Origin of the sequence: Actinomadura viridis, from assembly GCF_015751755.1 — a bacterium.
Taxonomy (GTDB): domain Bacteria; phylum Actinomycetota; class Actinomycetes; order Streptosporangiales; family Streptosporangiaceae; genus Spirillospora; species Spirillospora viridis.
Window position 1 is genome coordinate 7,783,206 of sequence record NZ_JADOUA010000001.1, and the last position, 23,155, is coordinate 7,806,360.

General features: G+C 73.4%; 21 protein-coding genes. 18 read left to right on the forward strand and 3 right to left on the reverse strand.

Annotated features, from left to right (window positions below; genetic code table 11):
• Positions 1 to 23 precede the first annotated feature (23 nt).
• The 16 genes from IW256_RS35385 (at position 24) to IW256_RS35460 (ending at position 15,401) form a co-directional block, all read left to right on the forward strand.
• A complete protein-coding gene (locus tag IW256_RS35385; RefSeq protein WP_197015083.1) occupies positions 24 to 1,766 on the forward strand; it encodes an acyclic terpene utilization AtuA family protein in 1,743 nt (580 codons plus the stop codon).
• Positions 1,763 to 2,785 carry an ABC transporter substrate-binding protein gene (locus IW256_RS35390; RefSeq protein WP_197015084.1) on the forward strand — a complete coding sequence of 341 codons (1,023 nt, stop codon included), beginning with the start codon at positions 1,763 to 1,765 and terminating at the stop codon, positions 2,783 to 2,785. The genes IW256_RS35385 and IW256_RS35390 overlap by 4 nt, the downstream gene beginning before the upstream one ends.
• Entirely contained in the window at positions 2,782 to 3,561 is a 780-nt protein-coding gene (locus IW256_RS35395) for an ABC transporter ATP-binding protein (protein ID WP_197015085.1), read from the forward strand. Before IW256_RS35390 ends, IW256_RS35395 begins: the two co-directional genes overlap by 4 nt.
• Positions 3,558 to 4,334 carry an ABC transporter permease gene (locus tag IW256_RS35400; protein WP_197015086.1) on the forward strand — a complete coding sequence of 259 codons (777 nt, stop codon included), beginning with the start codon at positions 3,558 to 3,560 and terminating at the stop codon, positions 4,332 to 4,334. The genes IW256_RS35395 and IW256_RS35400 overlap by 4 nt, the downstream gene beginning before the upstream one ends.
• A complete protein-coding gene (locus tag IW256_RS35405; protein WP_197015087.1) occupies positions 4,331 to 4,780 on the forward strand; it encodes a CoA-binding protein in 450 nt (149 codons plus the stop codon). Before IW256_RS35400 ends, IW256_RS35405 begins: the two co-directional genes overlap by 4 nt.
• On the forward strand, positions 4,774 to 6,372 hold the full coding sequence (locus IW256_RS35410) for an acetate--CoA ligase family protein (RefSeq protein ID WP_197015088.1): 1,599 nt from the start codon (positions 4,774 to 4,776) through the stop codon (positions 6,370 to 6,372). The genes IW256_RS35405 and IW256_RS35410 overlap by 7 nt, the downstream gene beginning before the upstream one ends.
• Positions 6,369 to 7,133 (forward strand): enoyl-CoA hydratase/isomerase family protein, encoded by a 765-nt coding sequence (locus IW256_RS35415; protein WP_197015089.1) that lies wholly within the window; start codon positions 6,369 to 6,371, stop codon positions 7,131 to 7,133. The genes IW256_RS35410 and IW256_RS35415 overlap by 4 nt, the downstream gene beginning before the upstream one ends.
• Positions 7,130 to 7,885: an enoyl-CoA hydratase-related protein gene (locus tag IW256_RS35420; RefSeq protein WP_197015090.1), complete on the forward strand. Its 756-nt coding sequence runs from the start codon at positions 7,130 to 7,132 to the stop codon at positions 7,883 to 7,885. The genes IW256_RS35415 and IW256_RS35420 overlap by 4 nt, the downstream gene beginning before the upstream one ends.
• 18 nt (positions 7,886 to 7,903) lie before the next feature.
• A complete protein-coding gene (locus tag IW256_RS42955) occupies positions 7,904 to 8,620 on the forward strand; it encodes an IclR family transcriptional regulator (protein WP_197015091.1) in 717 nt (238 codons plus the stop codon).
• 81 nt (positions 8,621 to 8,701) lie between these two features.
• Positions 8,702 to 9,373: a GntR family transcriptional regulator gene (locus tag IW256_RS35430; protein WP_197015092.1), complete on the forward strand. Its 672-nt coding sequence runs from the start codon at positions 8,702 to 8,704 to the stop codon at positions 9,371 to 9,373.
• Positions 9,373 to 10,380, forward strand: coding sequence for a 1-aminocyclopropane-1-carboxylate deaminase (locus tag IW256_RS35435; protein WP_197015093.1), 1,008 nt, complete (start codon positions 9,373 to 9,375; stop codon positions 10,378 to 10,380). The genes IW256_RS35430 and IW256_RS35435 overlap by 1 nt, the downstream gene beginning before the upstream one ends.
• A gap of 75 nt (positions 10,381 to 10,455) precedes the next feature.
• On the forward strand, positions 10,456 to 13,128 hold the full coding sequence (mgtA, locus tag IW256_RS35440; RefSeq protein ID WP_197015094.1) for a magnesium-translocating P-type ATPase: 2,673 nt from the start codon (positions 10,456 to 10,458) through the stop codon (positions 13,126 to 13,128).
• Between the two features lie 279 nt (positions 13,129 to 13,407).
• Positions 13,408 to 13,854 carry an STAS domain-containing protein gene (locus IW256_RS35445; protein ID WP_197015095.1) on the forward strand — a complete coding sequence of 149 codons (447 nt, stop codon included), beginning with the start codon at positions 13,408 to 13,410 and terminating at the stop codon, positions 13,852 to 13,854.
• Between the two features lie 151 nt (positions 13,855 to 14,005).
• Positions 14,006 to 14,338, forward strand: a complete 333-nt coding sequence (locus tag IW256_RS35450) for a cupin domain-containing protein (protein ID WP_197015096.1) — start codon at positions 14,006 to 14,008, stop codon at positions 14,336 to 14,338.
• Positions 14,335 to 14,892 (forward strand): DUF488 domain-containing protein, encoded by a 558-nt coding sequence (locus tag IW256_RS35455; RefSeq protein WP_197015097.1) that lies wholly within the window; start codon positions 14,335 to 14,337, stop codon positions 14,890 to 14,892. Before IW256_RS35450 ends, IW256_RS35455 begins: the two co-directional genes overlap by 4 nt.
• Positions 14,893 to 14,969: 77 nt before the next feature.
• Complete coding sequence (locus tag IW256_RS35460) at positions 14,970 to 15,401, forward strand: cupin domain-containing protein (protein ID WP_197015098.1); 432 nt, start codon at positions 14,970 to 14,972, stop codon at positions 15,399 to 15,401.
• A 7-nt stretch (positions 15,402 to 15,408) separates the two neighbouring features.
• On the opposite strand, the gene IW256_RS35465 is transcribed toward IW256_RS35460, so the two are convergent.
• From IW256_RS35465 to IW256_RS35475, 3 genes are all read right to left on the reverse strand, one after another.
• Complete coding sequence (locus tag IW256_RS35465) at positions 15,409 to 17,034, reverse strand: ABC-F family ATP-binding cassette domain-containing protein (RefSeq protein ID WP_197015099.1); 1,626 nt, start codon at positions 17,032 to 17,034, stop codon at positions 15,409 to 15,411.
• A 55-nt stretch (positions 17,035 to 17,089) separates the two neighbouring features.
• The gene (abc-f, locus tag IW256_RS35470; protein WP_197015100.1) at positions 17,090 to 18,727 is read right to left on the reverse strand and encodes a ribosomal protection-like ABC-F family protein; all 1,638 of its coding nucleotides are present in this window, start codon (positions 18,725 to 18,727) and stop codon (positions 17,090 to 17,092) included.
• 369 nt (positions 18,728 to 19,096) lie between these two features.
• Positions 19,097 to 19,762 (reverse strand): TetR/AcrR family transcriptional regulator, encoded by a 666-nt coding sequence (locus tag IW256_RS35475; protein WP_197015101.1) that lies wholly within the window; start codon positions 19,760 to 19,762, stop codon positions 19,097 to 19,099.
• Positions 19,763 to 20,451: 689 nt separating this feature from the next.
• Between IW256_RS35475 and IW256_RS35480 the strand changes: the two genes are divergently transcribed.
• Together IW256_RS35480 and IW256_RS35485 are read left to right on the forward strand one after the other, a co-directional pair.
• Positions 20,452 to 21,051: a hypothetical protein gene (locus IW256_RS35480; RefSeq protein ID WP_307829415.1), complete on the forward strand. Its 600-nt coding sequence runs from the start codon at positions 20,452 to 20,454 to the stop codon at positions 21,049 to 21,051.
• A gap of 54 nt (positions 21,052 to 21,105) precedes the next feature.
• Positions 21,106 to 23,148, forward strand: a complete 2,043-nt coding sequence (locus IW256_RS35485; RefSeq protein WP_197015103.1) for an SPFH domain-containing protein — start codon at positions 21,106 to 21,108, stop codon at positions 23,146 to 23,148.
• Positions 23,149 to 23,155: the final 7 nt, after the last annotated feature.

Below are 23,155 nucleotides of genomic sequence, written 5' to 3' on the forward strand. Positions count from 1 at the left end.
TATACGAACAAAGGTGGGTCAGCATGCAGCGGCCGGTTCGGATCGCCAACGCCTCCGGGTTCTACGGCGATCGGCAGAGCGCGCTGGCGGAGATGGTCACCGGAGGCGACGTGGACGTCGTCACGGGCGACTACCTCGCCGAGGTGACGATGCTCGTCCTGGCCAAGAGCCGGCTGAAGAACCCCGGCGCCGGGTACGCGGCGACCTTCCCCGCCCAGCTCGCGCCCGTGCTCGGGACGATTCTGGAACGTGACATCAAGGTCGTGGTGAACGCCGGCGGCCTCAACCCGCGCGGTCTCGCCGACCTCGTCGCCGCCAAGGCCGCCGGCCTCGGGCTCGCGCCCCGGATCGCCTGCGTGCTCGGGGACGACCTGATGCCGCGCCTCGGCGATCTGCGCGAGCGGGGCCTGCTCACGGGCGGGGAGGCCGGTCCGGGCTTCGAGCCCCTCACCGCCAACGCCTACCTCGGCGGCTGGGGGATCGCGCGGGCGCTGGAGGAGGGCGCCGACCTGGTGATCTGCGGCCGGGTCACCGACGCCGCCCTGACGGTCGGGCCCGCCGCGTGGTGGCACGGCTGGGCCCGCGACGACTGGGACCGCCTCGCCGGGGCCGTCGCCGCGGGGCACGTCATCGAGTGCGGGGCCCAGGCGACCGGAGGGAACTACGCGTCCTTCACCGAGATCGCGAACATGCTCCACCCCGGCTTCCCGATCGCCGAGGTGGCCGCGGACGGGTCCTCGGTCATCACCAAGCACGAGGGCACCGGCGGAGCCGTCACGGTCGGCACCGTCACCGCCCAGCTCGTCTACGAGATCCAGGGGACGCGCTACCTCAACCCGGACGTCACCACGCTGCTCGACACGATCGAGCTGACCCAGGACGGCCCCGACCGGGTCCGCGTCAGCGGCACCCGGGGCGCCCCGCCGCCCGCCACCGCGAAGGTCGCCGTCACCGGCCTCGGCGGGTACGAGAACGAGACGACCCTCGTCCTCACCGGCCGCCGCCTGGAGGAGAAGGCCGCCCTGGTCGAGCGGTCCGTACGAGCCGCGCTCGGCGGCGCCGAGGGCGTCACCGAGCTGGCCTTCCAGCGCATCGGCACCGCGGCGGACGACCCCGCCGACCAGGGCGCCGCGTCCGCCCTGCTGCGCATCGCCGTCCGGGGGACGGACGAGAAGCGGGTCGGCCGCGCGTTCTCCGGCCTCATCGTGGGGCAGGCGCTCAGCGGCTACCCGGGCTTCTACGCCACGGGGACGCCGTCCGGCGCCCGCTCGTACGGCCGCTACGTTCCGGCGCTGGTCCCCGTCACCGAGGTCGAGCACCGCGTCCAGCACGCCGACGGGAGCGTCGAGACCATCGCCCCGCCTCCCGTCACCGCGGACGCGCCGGACGAGCCCGTCGCCGCCGTCCCGTCCCCGCCGGCCCCGGGATCGCGGACGGCGCCGCTCGGCGAGTTCGCCGACGCCCGGTCCGGTGACAAGGGCGGCGACGCCAACCTGGGCGTCTGGGTCCGCGACGCCGCCCACTGGGAATGGCTCCGCGCCACCCTCACCACCGACCGGCTGCGCGAGCTGCTCACCGAGGCCGCCGGCCTGCGCGTCGACCGGTACGAGCTGCCCCGCCTCCACGCCCTCAACTTCGTCGTCCGCGGCCTGCTCGGCGACGGCGCCACGAGCACCGTCCGGTTCGACGCCCAGGCCAAGGCCCTCGGCGAGTACGTCCTCGCCCGCCACGTCGCCGTGCCGTCCCACCCCAAGGAGCAAGCATGAAACTCGTCATCGCCGTGCTCGTCGCGGCCGGGCTCGCCGCCGGCGCCTGCACCAAGCCCCCGGACACGGCGGCGACCGGCGCGGGCGGCATGCCGAAGCTGCGCTGCGTCGGTGCCGGAGCCAGCCTCAACCAGGGCGTCCCCCAGCTCATGGACACCGCCAAGCTGGACGAGAAGAACGGCGTCGACGTCGAGTACAAGGCGCTCGGCACCTCCAGCGCCACCCAGGTCGCGGGCGTCCTGGGCGGCGACTACGACTGCGCCGCGCCCGCCACCACCGCCGCGTTCGCCGCGATCGGCAAGGGCAGTGACCTGACGATCGTGGGCGGCATCAACAAGGGCGCCAGCATCCTCGCCATCCGCAAGGACGCCGCGCGGAAGTCCGGGGTCGCCGCCGACGCCCCGATGGCCGAGCGGATCAAGGCCCTCAAGGGCCTGAAGATCGTCACGGCGGCGGCCGGGTCCGGCAACCAGGAGCTGCTCGTCCTGCTGCTGAAGCACTACGGCCTCGACCCGAAGAAGGACGTCACCATCACCGGTGTCACCGAGGCCAGCGCGATCGTCGGCGGGCTCCGCCAGGGGCGTTTCGACGCCGGCTTCTACGGCTCCGGGGTGATGGAGGCCAACATCGCCTCCGGCGAGGCGCAGCTGTGGGCGTCCGTGCCGCGCGGCGACATGAAGGAGGTGTTCGGCGACGCGGTCACCTCCGTGATCATCATGCGCCGTTCGTACGCGGAGAAGAACCCCGACGTCGTGCGGAAGCTGTCGGCCGCCCTCGCCGCGACGTCCAGGCAGGTGGCCGAGGACCCGGAGGGTTCCGGTGCGCAGCTGAGGCAGGGGTGGTTCCCGCAGATCAGCGAAGAGGTCTGGAAGCTGACCTGGGAGCAGGGCCGGCTGTCCTTCCCCGCCGACGGGAAGTTCCCCCGCACCTCGTTCGACGCGGTCGCCAAGCTGGTGCCCGCCGAGGTGCGGAACGGCCTGGAGTACGAGAAGGCCGTCGACCCGAGAGCCCGTGGATGAGCGCGCTGCTGGAGGTCGGCGGCCTCGCGGCCGGGTTCGGCACGGCGCCCGACGTCCTCGCCGGGGTGGACCTCACCGTCGAGCGCGGCGAGTTCGTGTCGGTGCTCGGCCCCAGCGGCTGCGGCAAGTCGACCATCCTGAACTGCACGGCGGGGCTGCTCGTCCCGCGCGCCGGACGGGTGGTGTTCGACGGCAGGCCCGTGGAGGGGGTCAACACCGGCGTCGGCTACATGACCCAGGACGACACGTTGCTGCCGTGGCGGAGGATCGCCGACAACGTCGCGCTGCCGCTGCGCATGCGGCGCGTCCCGAAAGGGGAGATCGGGCCGCTGGTGGAGCGGTACCTCACGCTGCTCGACCTGCGCGACGCCGCGCAGCTCTACCCGGCGCAGCTCTCCGGCGGCATGAAGCGCCGCGCCCTGCTCGCCCGCTCGATGATCTACGAGCCGGAGCTGCTGCTCATGGACGAGCCGTTCGCCGCCCTGGACGCGCAGCTGCGCGCCCAGATGCACGCCGAGCTGCGCCGCACGGTACGGGAGACCGGGGTGACGGTCCTGTTCGTCACGCACGACATCGGTGAGGCGGTGGCGCTGTCGGACCGCGTCGTCGTCGTGGGCGGGCCGCGCCCGTCCGGGATCGTGCACGAGCAGGCGATCCCGTTCGGCACGGACCGCGAGATGGAGACGCTCCGGTTCCACCCGGACTTCGCCGCGCTGGAACGCGACCTGCACGCGGCGCTCCAGTCCGCCCGCCCGCCGAAGGGAGACCCGCGATGAGCCGGCGAAGCGGGATCATCGCCCTCCAGCGCCTCGGTGTCCTCGTCGTCCTGCTCGCCGCCTGGCAGCTGATGTCGGGACGGGTCGTTGACGACTTCTTCGTCAGCCGCCCGACCGACATCGCCTCCACCTGGTGGGGCTGGCTGACCGGCGGCGAGCTGGCGACCGCGACGTGGAGCACGCTGTCGGCGGCGGCCCTCGGCTTCGCGGCCGGCGCGGTCCTCGCCGTCGCCGTCGGGTACGTGCTGGGCAGCTCGCCGCGGCTGGCGGTGGTGGTCGAGCCGTTCATCACCGCCGTCTACAGCCTGCCGAAGGTGGCGCTGGTCCCGCTGTTCATCATGTGGTTCGGGATCGGCAAGCCGCTGCAGGTCATCTCGGCCGCGTTCATCACCTTCTTCCTGATGTTCTACAACACCTTCTTCGGGATCAGGGACGTGGACGCGGCGCTGGTCGACGCCATCCGGGTCATGGGCGGGACCCGCCGGGACGTGGCGCTGCGCGTCCGGCTCCCCTCCGCGCTGGTGTGGGTGAGCGCGGGCCTGAAGATCTCGGTGCCGCAGGCCCTCATCGGGGTCGTGGTCGCCGAGATGCTGGCCTCCGACCAGGGCCTCGGTTACCTCGTTCAGCACAACGCGTCCCAGTTCAACGCGGCGGGGACGTTCGCCGCGCTGGCGACGCTGCTGGTCATCGGCCTCGCCGTGGACCGGCTGGTCGGCCTCGCCACCCGGCGCGCGCTGCTGTGGAAGAACATCGACAAGGGAGGCGCCCCGTGACCGTGCCCCGTTCACTGATCGCGCCCGAGTCGGTCGCGGTCGTCGGAGCCAATGACAAGATCCACGCCTTCACCGGCGCGTCCGTCCACAACCTGCTGCGCCACGGCTACCCCGGACGGCTGTACACGGTGAACCCGCGCCGCGACTCGGTGCAGGGCGTGCCGTGCTTCCCGACCGTGGCGGACCTGCCCGAACCGGTCGAGTCGGTGATCGTGGTGGTGCGCGCCGCGTCGGTCGTTCCCGTCCTCCGCGAGGCGGTCGGCCGCGGCGCGACGTCCGCGATCGTCGTGACGTCCGGGCTGGGCGAGGGCGCGGCCGGCGAGGAGGGGTACGCGCGCCGCGACGAGCTGCTGGCCTTCCTGCGCGAGACGCGGCTTCCGGTGCTCGGGCCGTCCACCCCGGCCTGGTCAACCTGGCCGACTCCTACGTCCCCCGCGCCGTGCTGAACCAGCTCGCGCCCGAGCAGGTCAAGCCGGGGCCGCTGGCGATCATCACGCAGTCGGGGGCGGCGAACAACACCGTCTACAACCGGGCGCAGGCCGCCGGGATCGGGGTCGGGCTCGCGATCGCGACGGGCGTGCAGCTCGCGCTGTCCACATGGGACGCGCTGGACCTGGCGCTGTCGGACGACCGGGTCGAGGTCGCGGCCATGGTGGTCGAGGAACTCGGGCCGCTGGAACGGTTCCGGCCGGTGCTGCGCCGCGCCCGGGACCTCGGCAAGCCCGTCGTCCTGCTCAAGGCGGGCCGTACCCGCACCGGCGGCGCGGCCGTCGCCACCCACAGCGGCGCGCTCGCCGGGGACTGGGAGGTGCAGCGGGCCGCGCTCGCCGAGCTGGGCGTGGTGATCGCCGACGACCTCGACCGGCTGTGGGAGGTCGCGTCGCTGCTGCTGCGCTGGGGCCGCCCGGCCCGCCGCCCGGTACGGCTGGGGGCCGCCGCGTTCTCCGGTGGCGAGGGCGCGGTGATCGCCGACCTGGCCGACGACGCCGGGCTGGAGCTGCCGCCGGTCACGGAGGAGTTCGCCGCGTTCGTCGGCGAACGGCTGACGCTGGCCGGGGCGGCGAACCCGTTCGACCCGACCGGGGAGGTGCTGAGCCGGCCCGACGACGGCATCGCGGTGCTGGACGCGTTCGTCGGCGGCAACGACCACGACGTGACGCTGTTCGCGCTGAACACCCAGGCGGGCGGCGGCTCGGGCGGCCGTACCGACGGCCTGCTCACCCGGATCCTCGACGGCGTCGTACGGCCCGGGACGCGGCTGGCCGTGTCGTACTGGCCGGTGCCGGGGCTCAGCGACGGCCTGGAACGCACGCTGCTGGACCGCGGCCTGCCGGTGTTCGCCGGGTCGCACCGGGCGGTCGGGGCGATCTCCCGCTGGGCCGCGGCGGCGCCCCTGCCCGCCGGGGACCCGCTGCCGCCCGGAAAGCGCCTCACCGTCCCGCCCGGCGTCGCCTACAGCGAGGCGCGCGCGGCGCTCGCGGCGCTCGGCGTGCCCTTCGCGCCCGCCCGGACCGCCGTGACCGTGGACGAGGCGGTGGACGCGGCGGCGGCGCTCGGCCACCCCGTCGTCCTCAAGGGCGACGTGCCGTCCACCACCCACAAGGCGGCGGCCGGGCTGGTGCGGCTGGACCTGCGGACCCCGGCGGACGTCGCCGCGGCCTTCGCCGCCGTCACCGCCGCGGGCGCCCCGCGCGTCGTGGTGGAACGTCAGGTGCGGGGGACGGCCGAGCTGTTCGCCGGGGTCAGCATGGACGCCGAGCTGGGCCCGGTCCTGGTGTTCGGCTCCGGAGGATCACCGGCCGAGCACCTGGCGGACACCGCCGTCTGCCCGGTCGCGCTGCTCGACACGGCCGCGCTCGACCGCCTGATCACCGCCACCGGCGCCGGCCGGTTCCTGGCCGGGCGGCGGCCGGAACTGCTGCCCGCGCTGCGCGGGCTGCTCGGGATCCTCGCCGCCGCGCGCGCCGAGATCGACCTCAACCCGGTGGCCGTGACCGGCGACGGCCTGGTCGCCCTGGACGCCCGGATCGCCGCATGACCCTGCGCTACGACCGCGACGGCGGCATCGCCCACGTCCGGCTCGACCGCCCGGACCGGCTCAACACGCTCACCACCGGGCTCGTACGGGAACTCGTCGCCGCGTTCGACACCGCGCACGCCGACCCCGAGGTCCGCGCCGTCGTCCTCAGCGGCGCGGGCGACCGGGCGTTCTGCGCGGGCCGCGACCTGGACGAGGCCGGCGTGCTCGGCGACGCCGAACCCGTCCCGATGCGCGGCACGGACCGCAACGTCTTCGAGACGATCCTGGAATGCGGCAAGCCCACGGTCGCCGCGCTGCACGGCCACGTCCTCGGCGGCGGCGCGGAGCTGGCGCTGGCCTGCGACGTCCGGATCGCCGCCGACGACCTCAGCATCGGCTTCCCCGAGGTGCGGGTGGGGTTCGGCGCCAACTTCGCGTCCGTGCTGCTGCCGCGGACCGTGCCGCGCGGGGTCGCCTACGACATGCTCTACACGGGCCGGCGGATGACCGCCGGCGAGGCGGCGGCCTGCCACCTGGTGAACCGCGTCGTCCCGGCCGGCCGCGCGGCCGGCGCGGCACTGGAATACGCGCGGGGGCTTCTCCAGGGGGCGCCGCTGACGCAGCAGCGCTACAAAGCGATGATCGTCAAGGGTGAGGCGCTGCCGGTGGCCGCCGCGCTGCGGCTCGACGCCGCGCCGAACCCGTACCGCAGTACCGACCGGCACGAAGGAGTGGCCGCGTGGCGGGAACGCCGCGCGCCGCGATGGGAGGGCAGATGACCGCTGTCAGCTACCAGGTCGAACGGGGGATCGCGACGATCACCCTGGACTCGCCGGCCAACCGCAACGCGCTGTCGGCCGCGGTCCGCACCGGCCTCGCCGACGCCCTCGCCGCCGCGCGCGCCGACGACGGCGTCCGCGCGGTGGTGCTGACCGGGGCGGGCACGGTGTTCTGCGCCGGCGCGGACCTCAAGGAGGTCGGATCGGGCGAACCGGTCACCGGGCCGGGCATCCCGGAGATCCTCGCCGCGATCCTCGACCTGCCCAAGCCGGTGATCGCCAAGCTGAACGGGCCGGCCCGCGCGGGGGGCCTCGGCATCGTCGCGGCCTGCGACATCGCGGTCGCGCCGGACGACGTCACGTTCGCGTTCACCGAGGTGCGGATCGGCGTCGTGCCCGCGATGATCGCGGTGGTGTGCAGGCCCCGGATGGCGCCGCGCGCCCTGTCGCGCTACTTCCTGACCGGCGAGACGTTCTCGGCCGCCGACGCCGTCGAGTCGGGCCTGATCACGGCCTGCGCGCCGCGCGCCGAGCTGGACGGCCTCGTCGACGGGATGCTGGACGGGCTGCGCCGCGCCGAACCCAAGGCCGTCGGCCGTACCAAGGCCCTCGTCGAGGAACTGGCCGGCATGGACCGCGCCGAGGCGTTCACGATGGCCGAACGGCTGTCGATGGAGTTCTTCGCCAGCCCCGAGGCCGCCGAGGGCAGACTGTCGTTCTTCGAGAAACGCCCCCCGAAGTGGGCGCTCTGAGCGGATTGTGAGGGCAGCGTGCCCGCGAAGCACCACCGTACGGTCGACCGGGTCGTCACCATCCTGGAGGTGGTGGCCCGGTCGGCCTCCGGCCTGACCCTGACGGAGCTGGCGCAGGAGCTGGAGGCGGCCAAGAGCTCCGTCCAGGAACTGACGAACGGGCTGGTCGCGACCGGTTACCTCATCGAGGACCGCAAACGCTACCGGCTCGGGCCGGGGCCGTACGTGCTGACGCTGGCCGGGCAGCGATCGCCCGCGCGGCTCGTCGGCCACGACGACCTGGTCGCGCTGGCCGAGCGCACCGGCACGATCGCGCTGCTCGCGATCCGGCTCGGGGACGCCTTCGTGTACGTGGACGAGACGGCGGTCAACGGCCGGATCGACTTCTACGCGCGCAGCCGCCGCCGTCGCCCGCTGCTGCGCGCGGCGGCGGGCCGCGTCATCCTCGCCGACCTGGACCCCGCCGAACGCGACGACCTGCTGCGCACCCTGGAGGACTCGCGTCCCGACGACGTGGACCGCTTCCTGCGGGAGCTGCCCGGCATCCTGGAGCGGGGCTACGCGGTCACCCACGAGGAGTCCGTCCCCGGCATCCACGCCATCGCCGCGCCGCTGCACGACCGGCAGGGGCGGTTCCTGGCGGCGATCACCCTGACCGTCGAGAGCGACGGCGACCTCATCGACTCCCTGGGGCCGGAGCTGCTCGCGACCATCGAGGAGTGGCGGGCCCGCTGAGGCCGGCCCTGGGGCAACGACCCGGGGTCTTTGAACAGCGGGCTCTTGACAGGGCGTCGAATGCGACGTGCAATATATTGCATGCCGGTACCCCAGAGCCGAGGGCTCGTTCCCAGGTCACTGCTCCGCGAGAACGCCTACCAGGCCATCCGGGACGCCATCGTCGACGGCACGCTCGCCCCGGGGGAACGGCTCAGCGACGGCGAGCTGTCGGAATGGCTGGGCGTCAGCCGCACCCCCGTCCGGGAGGCCCTGGCACGGCTGGAGCAGGCCGGGCTGGTGCGGACCAGGCCGGGGCGCTACACCATCGTCAGCCCCCTGGACGTCCGGGCCGTCCGGGCCGCCCAGTCGGTGACGGCCGCCATGCACGAACTCGCCGTACGCGAGGCGCTGCCCAACCTCACCGGCGCCGAGCTGGACGCCATGCGCCAGGCCAACGCCCGCTTCGCCGACGCCCTGCGCCGGGACGACGTGGACGCCGCCATCGCGGCCGACGACGACTTCCACGGCGTCCCGGTCACCGCGAGCGCCAACGACGCCGTCCGCACCGTCCTCGAACAGTTCACGCCGGTGCTGCGGCGCCTGGAGCGGCTGCGCTTCTCCTCGCTGAGCGGCCGGGGGTCGGTCGCCCAGCACGACCAGATCATCGCGCTGTGCGAGGCCGGGGACGTGGAGGGCGCGGCGGCGGCCACCCGCGCCAACTGGGGGACGCTCGTGCCCCTGCTCGACACCCTGCCCACCGAGGAGTCCTGATGTCCCTGAACACCTTCGAGCGTTACCCCCTGCTCTTCGGGCCCAGCCCCGTCCACCCCCTCGACCGGCTGAGCGGGCATCTCGGGGGTGCCCGGATCTGGGCCAAGCGGGAGGACTGCAACAGCGGGCTCGCGTTCGGCGGCAACAAGACCCGCAAGCTGGAGTACCTGCTCCCCGACGCCCTCGCCCAGGGCGCCGACACCCTGGTCACCATCGGCGGGGTCCAGTCCAACCACACCCGGCAGGTGGCCGCGGTCGCGGCCAGGACTGGGCTGAAGGCCGTCCTGGTCCAGGAGAGCTGGGTGGACTGGCCCGACGCGGTCAACGACAAGGTCGGCAACATCCTGCTGTCACGCATCATGGGCGCCGACGTGCGCCTGGTCCAGGCGGGTTTCGGCATCGGCTTCAAGGACAGCTGGCAGCAGGCCCTGGAGGAGGTCCGGGCGGCCGGGGGCACCCCGTACGCGATCCCCGCCGGGGCCTCCGACCACCCCCTCGGCGGCCTCGGATTCGCCGGCTGGGCCGAGGAGGTGCAGGTCCAGGAGCGGGAACTGGGCGTCTTCTTCGACACCATCGTGGTGTGCAGCGTCACCGGCAGCACCCAGGCGGGCATGATCGCCGGCTTCGCGGGCCAGGACCGGCCCCGCCGCGTCCTGGGCATCGACGCCTCGGCCAAGCTCGCCGAGACCCGCGCCCAGGTGGAGAAGATCGCCCGGAACACCGCCGAGCTGATCGGCCTCGGCCGGGACCTGCGCGACGACGAGATCACCGTGCTGGAGGGCTGGGCCGGCGACCTCTACGGCGTCCCCGTCCCGTCCACACTGGAGGCGATCACGCTCACCGGACGCCTCGAAGGCATGATCATCGACCCGGTGTACGAGGGCAAGTCCATGGCCGCCCTCATCGACCTCGTCCGCGACGGCGAGATCCCCAGGGACTCCAACGTCCTGTACGCCCACCTCGGCGGCCAGCCCGCCCTCAACGCCTACAGCGGCGTCTTCCGCTGATCGAGGGCGATCGTCACCCCGGCACGGGCCCGAAGTCCCTGTTCGGCGCCGCCGGAGTCCGGTTACGAGTAGGGGATGGGCCGCGCAGGGACGCAGGCGTCCGTCCGGGAGGGCACCCCGCGGGTCACCGAGCCGCTCGCGGTGACCGACGCGTCCGCGATGCCCGCCGCCCGGGTCCTGTCGCGGACGGGCACGTCCGATGACGGCCTGAGCGCGCGGGAGGCGGAACGGCGGCTGGCGCGGCTGGGGCCGAACGCGGTCCGCACGCACCGGGCCCGGCTCGGCCCCGTGCTCTGGCGGCAGGTGCGCTCGCCGCTGCTGGCGCTCCTCGCGGTGACCGCGGCGGCGTCGTTCTTCCTCGGCGAGCGCACCGACGCGCTGATCATCGGCGTGATCCTGGCGGTGTCGGTCGGGCTGAGCACGGTGAACGAGTACCGCGCGGAACGGGCGGTCCAGGCGCTGCACGAGCAGTTGCGGCACCGGGTGGTCGTCGTCCGCGATGGGCGGCCGGGGCCGGTCGACGTGGTCGACCTCGTCCCCGGCGACATCGTCGAACTCCGGCTCGGCCAGGTGGTCCCGGCCGACGTGCGGCTGCTGTCGGCGACGGCGCTGGAGTGCGACGAGTCGGTCCTCACCGGCGAGCCCGTCCCGTCGCCCAAGACGCCCGGCCCCGTACCGCCCGGCGCCGCCCTGGCCGAACTGGCGGACTGCGCGCTGATGGGCACCGTGGTCCGCGCCGGGGCGGGCCGGGGCGTCGTGGTGGCCACCGGCGCGCACACCGAGTTCGGGAAGATCGCGCTCGGACTCGGCGAGCGCGTGCCGGAGACCGAGTTCCAGGTCGGGCTGCGGCGGTTCTCCATGCTCCTGGTCCGGGTCGCCGCCGCGCTCACGGCCATGATCTTCGTGGTGAACGTGGCGCTGCACAAGCCGATGCTGGACGCGCTGCTGTTCTCCCTCGCGATCGCGGTCGGGATCTCCCCCCAGCTGCTGCCCGCCGTGGTCTCGACCAGCCTGGCCGCCGGATCGCGCCGGCTCGCCCACCGCAAGGTCCTGGTCAAACGCCTCGTGTGCATCGAGGACCTCGGCGACATGGAGGTGCTGTTCACCGACAAGACCGGCACCCTCACCGAAGGCCGGATCACCTTCACCGGCTCCCTCGGCCCCGAAGGCGGCGCCTCCGGCGACCCCCTCCTCCTGGGCCTGGTCTGCACCGAGGCCACGGTCGAGGGCGGGCACGTCGCGGGCGGCAACCCGCTGGACACCGCCCTGTGGACGTCCCCCGCCTCGGCGGGACGCCGGGAGGAGGCGGGCCGGTACCGGCGGCTCGCCACCCTCCCCTTCGACCACGAACGGCGGCTGGTGTCGGTGCTGGCCGAGCAGGCCGGCGACCGGCTGATCATCACGAAGGGCGCGCCGGAGGCCGTCCTGGCCCGCTGCGCCCGTACACCCCCCGGGGCGGGCCCCGTCCTGGACAAGGAGTTCGCCGCGGGGCACCGGGTCATCGCGGTCGCGACCCGCCCCGCGCCCGACCCGGACCGGCTGGACGCGGCGGACGAACGGGACCTTGACCTGCGCGGCTTCCTGATCTTCCTCGACCCGCCCAAGGACACCGCCCGGGACGCGCTGCGGCGGCTGGCCGGGCTGGGCGTGACCGTGAAGGTGATCACCGGGGACAACCCGGCGGTCGCCGCCCGCGTCTGCGCGGAGCTGGGGCTGCCGCCCGGCGACGCGCTGACCGGGGCCGATCTCGACGGGATGGACGACGAGCGGCTGGCCGAGGCGATCGAGACGGCCACGGTGTTCGCCCGCGTCACCCCCGAGCAGAAGGCGCGCGTCGTACGGGCGCAGCGCCGGTCCGGCGTCGACGTCGCCTTCCTCGGCGACGGGGTCAACGACGCGCTCGCGCTGCACGCCGCCGACGTGGGCGTCTCGGTCGACTCGGGCACCGACGTGGCCAAGGACGCCGCCGACGTCGTGCTGCTGGAGAAGGACCTGCGGGTGCTCGCCGACGGCGTCACCGAGGGCCGCCGGATCTTCGCCAACACCATGAAGTACGTCCTGATGGGGACGTCCAGCAACTTCGGCAACATGTTCAGCGCGGCGGGCGCGTCGGCCTTCCTGGCGTTCCTGCCGATGCTGCCCTCGCAGATCCTGCTCAACAACCTGCTGTACGACAGCAGCCAGCTCGCCATCCCCACCGACACCGTCGACGAGGAGCGGCTCGCCCGGCCCTCGCGCTGGGACCTGGGCCTGATCCGGCGCTTCATGCTGTTCTTCGGCCCGATCAGCTCGATCTTCGACTTCGCGACCTTCGGCGTGATGCTGGCGGTCTTCCACGCCGGTCCCACGCTGTTCCACACGGGCTGGTTCGTGGAGTCGCTGGCCACCCAGACCCTGGTGATCTTCGTGATCCGCACCCGGCGCGTCCCGTTCACCCGCAGCCGTCCCAGCGGGCCGCTGCTGGCCGCCGCACTCGGCGCGGTCGCCGCCGGCGCCGTGCTGCCGTTCACCCCGCTCGCCCGGCTCCTGGGCTTCCAGCCGTTGCCGGCCGACTTCTTCCTCGTCCTCGCCGGGCTGGTCATCGCCTACATCGCCCTGATCGAGACCGGGAAGCGGTGGTTCTTCCGCCACGTCCCGGAGGTGCCCCGCGCCCGGCAACGGCGGACCGGACACCGCGTCCACCGCCGCGCCGCCAGGTTCAGCGCCCGATCGAAGGTCCTCCACCCCCGCCACCCCACCCCCCGCTGACGCCCGTCCGGCCCCGGAGTGCTCCTCCGGCCACCGAGTGCTCCGGCCACGGAGTGCCACTCCGGGGCCGGTGTTCCGGAGAAGCTCGCCACGGAGGGTGAAGAGGCGTAGACTCCGAAGTACCGAGGGTTATTCGAACGCCGACTGCCGTGTCGGCGGCACCCCCAGGTGACTGACAATCCGGTTCTCTGGACCGAGGACGGGGCCTGTGTCATGGCCCGCGACATCCACGTTCACTTCGCCGATCCGGGTCCCCCCACCTCCGAATCGGAGAATCCCATGAACACCTACACGGCCGAAGGCCACACCGATCTCCATCCGAGGGTGAACGTGTCGGTCGTCCGCGGACCGGTCACGATCGCCGCTCTGGACGGCGAACTCGACATCGCCACCGCGCCCGCGCTGCTGGACGGGCTGCTGGCCCTGCTGCGCCCCGGGCTGCGGCTGCTGGTCCTGGACCTCTCCCACCTGTGGTTCTGCGACGCGGCCGGGGCCTCGGTGCTGATCGGGGTCCGCCGCCGGGCCATGCTCCTGGGCATCCCGCTGCGCCTGGCCGCCCCCCGCACGCGCGTCGCCAGGGTCCTGAACGTCACCGGCCTGGACCGCACTCTCGCGATCCACCCCACGCTCGCCGAAGCGGTCGCGTCCTTTCCGGCACCGGCCCGGCGGCACGTCAGCCGTGAACGATCCGGCCGGCGTACGCGGGCACCCCGCCGCACCCACTGACGCCGGGTGAGCGCCGGCCCCTGATCCAGGGGCCGCCCGCCGGCCTGCCCGGATCCGCTTTCGCCCACGCTGGACGGGCGGCGAACTCGCAGGTCAAGAGCATTCCGGGCGTCCCGGACCCGGGCCCCGGGACGCTGGCAGAATCGAACCCATGCAGAAATTCTCCTTGGACGCTCTGGGACGGGAACATCTCAAGCGCGCCGCCGCCTCCTCCAACGGGCGCAGCTCCGAGACCGTCTACGGCGGGCACGAGCACGTCCTGCGCCAGACGATCGTCACCCTGACGGCCGGTAACGAACTCACCGAGCACGACAACCCCGGTGAGGCCACGCTGGTGGTGCTGCGCGGGCGGGTACGGCTGCTGAGCGGCGAGAACGCGTGGGAGGGCATCGCGGGGGACCTGCTCGTCGTACCGCAGGCCCGGCACAGCCTGGAGGCGGTGGAGGACTCCGCCGTCCTGCTCACGTTCGCCCAGATCCGGTGACCGGGACCGGCGCCGAAGACGCGGCGGCGCCGGTGACCCTGATGACGTTCGGGCACGGCGTCGCCACCCGTTCGGAGCTGACCGGGCTGCTGCGCGGCGCCGAGGTCAGGGCCGTCGTGGACGTGCGCACCGCCCCGGGGAGCCGGCGCAATCCGGACGCCGGGCGGGCGGCGCTGGAAACGTGGATGCCGGAGGCAGGGCTCGACTACCGGTGGGAGAAACGGCTGGGCGGCTTCCGCCGGGCGGCCCCGGACTCGCCCGACGTCTTCTGGGAGAACGACGCCTTCCGCGGGTACGCCGGTCACACCCGCGATGCCGACTTCCTGACCGCCATGGACGAGCTGCTGCGGCAGGCGGCGGTCCTCCGCACGGCGGTCATGTGCGCGGAGTCGGTGTGGTGGCGCTGCCATCGCCGGATCATCGCCGACTTCGCCGTCCTGGCACGCGGGGCCCGCGTCCTGCATCTGGCGCACGACGGGCGGATCACCGAGCACCCGGTGACGCCGGGTGCCCGCCTGCGCGACGACGGGCTCCTCGTCTACGACAGGGTCTGAACGCCCTGACGGGGCGCCGCCCGCCGGGTTACCGTTGCCCCGACGGACTCGCCGCTCGCCCGCGCTGGAGGATGTCCATGGGGTGGAAGCACGTGACGGCCCTGGCCGGTGGCGGAACGATCGCCCTGGCCGCCCTGCAGGGAACGGCGTCCGCCACGCCGGGGTCGGGAGTGACGGCCAGGACCATCGCGCAGGGGACGATCGACGGCACCGACTACGTCCTGCGGGAGCTGACGATCGCCCCCGGCGGCAGCACCGGATGGCACTACCACGGCTCCCGGCTCCGCGCCGTGGTGACGCGGGGCACGCTCACCCACCACGCCTCCGACTGCTCCGTGGACGGGCTCTACGGCGAGGGCGACACGATCGTGGAGCCCGCCGGGCCGGACGCCGTGCACCTCGGACGCAACCTGGGCCCGACACCGGTGGTCCTGACCGCGCTCTACCTCGTCCCGCACGGAAGCCCGCTGGCGGTGGACGCCCCCAACCCGGGCTGCGACTTCGAGTAGGACGTCCTCACCTCCGCGTCCCCGGATCGAGGCGGATCTCGCGCCCCGGCCACCGGGACCGCAGCCACCGGTCGTGGGCGGCCACCACGACGGCGCCGGGCGCCGTGCCCAGGGCGTCCTCCAGCTCGTCGGAGAGCCGGGGCGACAGGTGGTTGGTGGGCTCGTCGAGCAGCAGCAGCTCGGGCGGGTCCGCCACGAGCAGCGCCAGGGCGAGGCGGCGGCGCTGGCCGGCCGACAGCTCCCCGACCCGCCGGTCCAGGTCCCGGTCGCCGAGCAGGCCGAGGGAGTCCAGCGGGACGGACGCGGCGCGCTCGGCGCCGAGCGCCCGCTCGTAGGTGTCCCTTACGGTGCGGCCGGGCCGGTCGAACACGGTGTCCTGGGTGAGCAGGCCGACCCTCAGCCCGGGGCGCCGCCGCACCTCGCCGGACGCCTCCAGGCGCCCGGCCAGCACGGCCAGGAGCGTCGACTTCCCGGCGCCGTTCACCCCCGTGACCAGCAACCGCTCGGCCGCCGTGACGTCGAGGCGGTCGAGCGCGAGCCGTCCGGGCACCCGGACGTCCCGCAGGGAGATCACCGTGCCCTCGGAGGCCGCGGAGGCGAGTGCGGCCGGACGGAACCGCAGCGGCTCCGGCGGCTCGGGGACCCGCGCGCGTTCCAGCGTCTCCAGCCTGCGGGCGGCGTCCCGCACCCGCCGCGAGACCTGCTTCTCCACCCGTCCGCCGGTGCGGTCGTAGCCCATCTTGTCGTTGTCGCGCCTCTCCCGGCCCGGCGCGACCCGCCGGGCCGTCACGGCGACCGAACGGCGGAGCCCGGCGAGTTCCTCCTGCTCCTCGGTGAAGCGGCGCCGCCACCGTTCCCGTTCCGCCCCCTTCTCCGCCTGGTAGGCGGTGTAGCCGCCGCCGTACCGGGTGGGGCCCGACAGCGCCGGATCGAGGTCGATCAGATCGGTGCACACGGCGTCGAGGAACGTCCGGTCGTGGCTGGCCGCCACCACGACCCCGGGCAGGTCCCGCAGCTCCTTCTCCAGGAACGCGGCGGCCTCGTCGTCGAGATGGTTGGTCGGCTCGTCCAGCAGCAGGGCCGCCGGACGCCGGGCGAGCAGCGCGGCCAGCGAGAGCCGGCCCCGCTGCCCGCCGGACAGGGACGCCAGGGTGCGGTCATGCGGCAGGTCCCCGAGGCCGAGCCCGGCGAGGACGATCCCGGCGCGCCGGTCGGCGTCCCACGCCGCGTGCCGCTGCGCGTGGTCGAGCCGTTCGCCGTACGCGGCGAGGAGCCCCGCGTGATCGGGCGAGTCCCGCGGGACGGCGGCGAGCGCCCTGGTGAGCCGGTCGAGTTCGGCGAGGTCCTCGCGCGCCTCGCGGAGGGCGTCGTCCAGCACGTCGGCGATCGTCGACGCGGGGTCGAACGGCGTCTCCTGATGCAGGAACCCGAGGTCGGGGGGACGGACGACGGTCCCGGAGTCGGGTTCGTCCAGCCCGGCGAGCAGCCTCAGCAGGGTGGACTTGCCGGCGCCGTTCTCGCCGATCAGTCCGATCCGCCGGCCGGGCGCGGCGGTGAGGGAGACGCCGTCGAGCACCCGGCGGGTGCCGAACGCGCGGACGAGGTCGTGGGCGATCAGGGCCGGTTCGAGCATGCGACACCACCAGCTGCGAGGAGGTCGTTGTCCGTCAGGAGCCGTCCGTACGGCCTCACGCGCCGTCCGGGGCGTCCGCCTCCAGCAGCCGTCCGTCCGCGAGCCGCAGCCGGCGGTCGACATTGATCTCCGCGAGGAACCGCTCGTCATGGCTGACCACCACGAACGCGCCCTCGTACGCGTTGAGGGCGCTCTCCAGCTGGCCGACGCTGACCAGGTCGAGGTTGTTGGTGGGCTCGTCCAGCAGCAGCAGCTGGGGCGCCGGTTCGGCGCACAGGACGCAGGCCAGCGTGGCGCGGAGCCGCTCGCCGCCCGACAGCACCCCGGCCGGCAGCTGCGTACGGGACCCCCGGAACAGGAAGCGGGCCAGCAGGTTCATCCGCTGCGCCTCCGGCATCCCGGGCGCGAACGCGGCGAAGTTCTCCGCCACGGTCCGGTCGAGGTCCAGCAGGTCCAGCCGCTGGGACAGGTAGGCGACCCGGCCGTCGGCCCGCCTGGTCCGGCCGCCCTCCGGTACCAGGTCGCCGCTGATCAGGCGCAGCAAGGTGGACTTGCCCGCGCCGTTGGGCCCGCTCAGGGCGATCCGCTCCGGCCCCCGGATCTCCAGGTCGATCCCGTCCCCCGCGAAGAGGTCCAGGTCGCCGTGGCGGACCTGGAGCCGCTCGCCGAGGAAGACCGTGCGCCCGGCCGGCACGTTGGTCCCGGGCAGCTCCAGCGTGATCTTCTGCTCGTCGCGCAGGGCCCGGCCCGCCTCGTCGAGCCGGGCCTTGGCCGCGCTGACCCGCGCCGCGTGCGTCTCGTCCGCCTTCCCGGCCGACTCCTGGGCGCGCCGCTGCATCCCGCCGGCGACGATCTTCGGCAGCCCGGCGTTCTTGAGGTTGCGCTTGGCGTTGGAGGACCGGCGCGCGGCCCGTTCCCGGGCCTGCTGCATCTCCCGCTTCTCCCGCTTGACCTCCTGCTCGGCGCTGCGGACGTTCTTCTCGGCGGCCTCCTGCTCGGTGCGCACGACCTCTTCGTAATGGGTGAAATTGCCCCCGTACGAGCGGACCTGGTCGCGGTCGAGTTCGGCGATGCGGTCCATCCGGTCGAGCAGCGCCCGGTCGTGGCTGACCAGCAGCAGGCACCCGTTCCACTCCTCCAGCACGCCGTAGAGCTTGTGGCGCGCGTCGAGGTCCAGGTTGTTGGTCGGCTCGTCGAGCAGCAGGACGTCGGGCCGCTTCAGCAACTGGGCCGCCAGCCCGAGGGAGACGATCTGCCCGCCGCTGAGCGTGCGCAGGCTCCGGTCCAGGGAGAGGGCGCCGAGGCCGAGCCGGTCCAGCTGGGCACGGGTGCGTTCCTCGATGTCCCAGTCGTTGCCGATCGTGGTGAAGTGCTCCTCGCTCGCGTCCCCGGACTCGATGGCGTCCAGCGCCTTGATCACCGGGGCGATCCCCAGGACCTCCGCCACGGTCAGGTCGCCGGTGAGCGGGAGGGTCTGCGGGAGGTAGCCGAGCATCCCCTCGACGGACACGGTGCCGCCGCCGGGACGGAGCTCACCGGCGATCAGCTTGAGCAGGGTGCTCTTGCCGGCGCCGTTCGGCGCGACCAGGCCGGTGCGGCCGGCGCCCACGGTCAGGGAGAGGTCCTGGAACACGGGGGTGCCGTCCGGCCAGGAGAAGGACAGGTGCGAGCAGACGATGAACGCGTCGGACATGGGAAGTGACCTCACGGGTGACGCGGGCGCGCCGGAGCCGCCCGGCAGGGAACAGGGATTCGTGGAACGACGAACGGGCCCTGGCGCCGGCGCTCCTCAGCGCCCGCCGGGCCGATCACTGCCGGGTATCACCCGGAGATGTCGTCGTCACCCGCCACGTTCGGCTCCCTCGTTCAGGATCACTCGCCGTCCACCATAGCAAGAGCCGGAACGCAGCCGGCCGGGCGTTTCATTCCGCCGCGCCCGGCGACGCCCGCCGGGCACGGCGACGCCCGCCGGGCACGGGGATGCCCGCCGGGCCGAAGGCGCCCGCCCCTCCGTGCCTTGCCCTCCGAGCCTTGCCTTTTTGTGCTGTCCCGTGCCGTTCCGTCAGGACGGCCGGAGGACACCGGCCTTCCACAGGAGGCGGACATGTTCGATCAGGGGCGGCCCGATGGCGCGCAGCGCGTCCCGGTCGTTCTCGGCCACCGGCACCGTCACCATCGCGCTGGTCGCCGCCACGATCACCCGGCAGGCGAACCGGCCCGCCTCGTCCCCGGTCCCCAGCAGATCGGCGAGCGCGTCGCTGATGACCTCCTGCAACCGGCTCCGCCGCTGGATCGCCTCGGGCCCGGCCGCGTACACCTCCACCAGGAACAACCGCGCGTACGGCAGCTCGTCCGCCAGCGCCCCCAGGTAGGCCAGGATCGCCCGCTCGCACAGCTCCAGCCGATCTTCCGCCGTCGGCGGCGGCCCGGCGGGCACCCCGCCCGCCCCGTCGCCGATCGCCTCGCTCAGCCGTTGCAGCAGCAGCTCGCCCGCGCACGCGAAGGCGGCCATGAAACAGTCGATCTTGGAGGAGAACAGGGTGTAGAAGCTCTGCCGTGACACTCCGGCGCGCTTGAGCACGTCCTCGACCGACGTGCCCACGTACCCCTTCTCGGCCATGACCTCTGCCATGGCGAGGCACAGGCGCGACCGCTGGATGCGCTCCACCTCTTCGCGCGCCAGCGCGTGGCGCCCGCGAGGCAACCGGCGGGGCAGGGACTCCGGCATTCCACCACCATAGAGGACCGGGAAGTAACACCCTGATCGTGAACGCGTCCTCGCCGCCCCGCAACCCGCGCCCCGAAGCCCGCCCGAGCGCCGAATCCAGCGCCCCCGCGACCTCGTGGAAGTAGATCACTCCGCGCCCCTCCGAGCCCACCGAGCGCTCCGGGCCCGCCGGCCGGGCGGCGGCGGGGCGGCCTGATCGTCGCCGGGCGGTCACCCTGTTCAGCGCGCTGCCGGTGGCCCATCCTCGCGGGGTGCATATCCGGCTCATTCGGGAAGCAGAGCGAAAAGGTCTTTGCCTGATGTTGAAAATGCGCTAAAGTGATCACTGGTGTGCCGGGAAGACTGGTCGGCGAGACAGGACGAGTCTTGCCCACTGGAGGTTCGATGATTCCCCGGCGCCACACCCTCTCTGAGTACGGTCCGGTGGCGGCGGTCGAGGTCATCGCCGTACGGATCGGCCTTCGCGCCATCTCCAGGGTCGCCGAGTTCCCAGATAGCGAGACCGCCCTGCGCGGTCGCGTGCGCCGTCGCTGAGGCGCGCTTTTCTTTCTCCTTTCCCCGCGAGGTCTTCGCCTGCAGGCGGAGATCTGTTCTGGCCTGACCTCGATAAGAAGGCTTGCTTTCGCATGGGTGACTTCCTGCACTTCGCACTGGGTTTTCCGACGGCACTTTTCAGTTTCTCCTTGCTGGTGGTCGGCGGGTACTGGGGACTCGTCCTGGCCGGCGGGCTGGGAGCCGGTGCCTTCGACGGCGACGCCGATACAGGGGCCGGCGTCGCCGACGAGGGCGGCGGGTACGGGGGGCTGCTGGCGGCGGCCGGGCTCGGCGGCGTCCCGGCTCCGGTGGTGCTGTCCCTGCTGGTGGCCATCGCGTGGTTCGGCAGCCTCACCGGCTCGGTCCTGATCGACGCGTTCCCCGGGCCGGTCGGGCGGACGGTCCTCGGGACCGCCGTGCTGTTCGGTGCGCTGGGAGCCGCCTGGACGTGCACCCGGATGCTGGTGCCGCCGCTCCGGCGGGTGTTCCGGGACGCCCCGGCGCCCTCCCGCCGCGACTTCGTGGGCCGGGTCTGCGTCATCCGCACCGGGCGGGTGGGGACCGGCTTCGGCCAGGCGGAGGTCACGTCCGAGGACGGGTCGGCGGCGCTGGTGCAGGTGCGGGTGCCGGGCTCGGACCTCGCCGCGGGCGGCCTGGCCTTCGGCGACACGGCGCTTATCTTCGACTACGACCCGGCGGACGAGGTCTTCCTGGTCATGCCGTACGACGCGCCGCCCGATCCCGGCGCCTCCTGACCTCTTCCCTCCCCGCGTTCTCCTTCTCATCCCTCCAACGGACAGGGACTCTCGATGGATGCCATCACGATAGGGGCCGGCGTGGTCCTCGCCCTCGCCCTGCTCATCGTCCTCTGCCTGGTCCTGATGGTCACGCGGCTGTTCCGCAAGGTGGAGCAGGGCCGCGCGCTGATCGTCTCCAAGCTGCGAAAGGTCGACGTGACCTTCACGGGCGCGATCGTCCTGCCGGTGCTGCACAAGGCCGAGACGATGGACATCTCGGTGAAGACGATCGAGATCGAACGGTCCGGGCGCGACGGGCTGATCTGCCGGGACAACATCAGGGCCGACATCCGGATCACCTTCTTCGTCCGGGTCAACAAGACGGCCGAAGACGTGATCAAGGTGGCGCAGGCGATCGGCGCCGAGCGGGCCAGCAGCCAGGAGACGCTGCAGGAGCTGTTCTCGGCCAAGTTCTCCGAGGCGCTCAAGACCGTCGGCAAGCATCTGGACTTCGCCGACCTCTACACGCGGCGCAACGAGTTCCGCGACCACATCATCCAGGTGATCGGCACCGATCTGAACGGCTACAGCCTGGAGGACGCGGCGATCGACTACCTGGAGCAGACCTCGCTGCTGTCCCTGGACAAGAGCAACATCCTCGACGCGCAGGGCATCCGGAAGATCACCGAGCTGACCGCGATCGAGCACGTGCGCACCAACGAGCACGCCCGCAACGAGGAGAAGGAGATCACCCGGCAGAACGTGGAGGCGCGCGAGGCCATCCTGGAGCTGGAGCGGCGGCAGGCCGACGCCGAGCTCAAGCAGCAGCGCGAGATCGAGACCGTCCGCGCCCGCGAGCAGGCCGAGATCGAACGGGTCCAGGCCGAGGAGCGGCTGCGGGCGCAGTCCGCGCACCTGCGGACCGACGAGCAGCTCGGGGTGCAGACCGAGAACCGCAACCGGGAGGTCGCGGTCGCGGAGAAGAACCGCGAACGGGTCATCGCGATCGAGAGCGAGCGGATCGAGAAGGACCGGCAGCTGGAGGTCATCGCCCGCGAGCGGGAGACCGAGCTGATGCGGATCGCGGCCGACAAGGAGGTCGAGGCCGAGAAGCGGGAGATCGCCGGCGTCGTCCGGGAGCGGATCGCGGTCGAGCGCACCGTCGCCGAGCAGGAGGAGGGCATCAAGAGCCTGCGGGCGGTCGAGGAGGCCGAGCGCACCCGGCAGGCCGTGGTCATCCAGGCCGAGGCGGAGGCGCAGGAGAACCTGGTCAAGGGCATCAAGGCGGCCGAGGCCGCCGAGCAGGCGGCGGCGCACCGGGCCCGCGAGGAGCTGATCCTGGCGGAGGCCCGGCAGCAGGCCGCCGAGATGGACGCCGGCGCGAAGATGAGGCTGGCGGAGGGGACGCGGGCGGAGTCCGCCGCGGCGGGGCTGGCCGAGGTCCAGGTACGCGAGCGGAACGCCGAGGCCATCGAGAAGGTCGGCCGGGCGGAGGCCGCGGTCGCGCAGGAGAAGGCCCTGGCGGAGGCGGCGGCGATCCGCGAGAAGCTCAAGGCCGAGGCCGAGGGGCTGACCGAGAAGGCCGGTGCGATGGCGGCGCTGGACGACGCCACCCGCCAGCACGAGGAGTACCGGCTGCGGCTGGAGGCCGAGAAGGACGTCCGGATGGCCGGGATGGAGGTGCAGCGGCAGGTCGCCGAGGCCCAGGCCACCGTCCTGGCCGCGGGGCTGGAGAACGCCGACATCGACATCGTCGGCGGCGACAGCGTCTTCCTGGACCGGCTCGTCGGCTCGATCTCGCTCGGCAAGGGCGTGGACGGCTTCGTCGGGAGCTCCGACGTCGCCCGGGGCCTCGCGGGGCCGTGGCTGGACGGGACGGGCGCCTTCACCGAGGACGTCTCCCGGCTGCTGGGCTCGCTCGGCCCGGCCGGCGTGCGGGACCTGACCCTGTCGGCGCTGCTGACGCGAATGATCAAGGACGGGGGGCCGGAGTCCGGCGGGATGCGGGAGCTGCTGGAGACCGCGCGGCGGCTCGGCGTCTCCGACACGCCCCTCGGCGGGGCGGCCCCGCCGGCGGCGAACGCGGCCAAGGCGGTCAACTCGGTCAAGCACTGATCCGCGC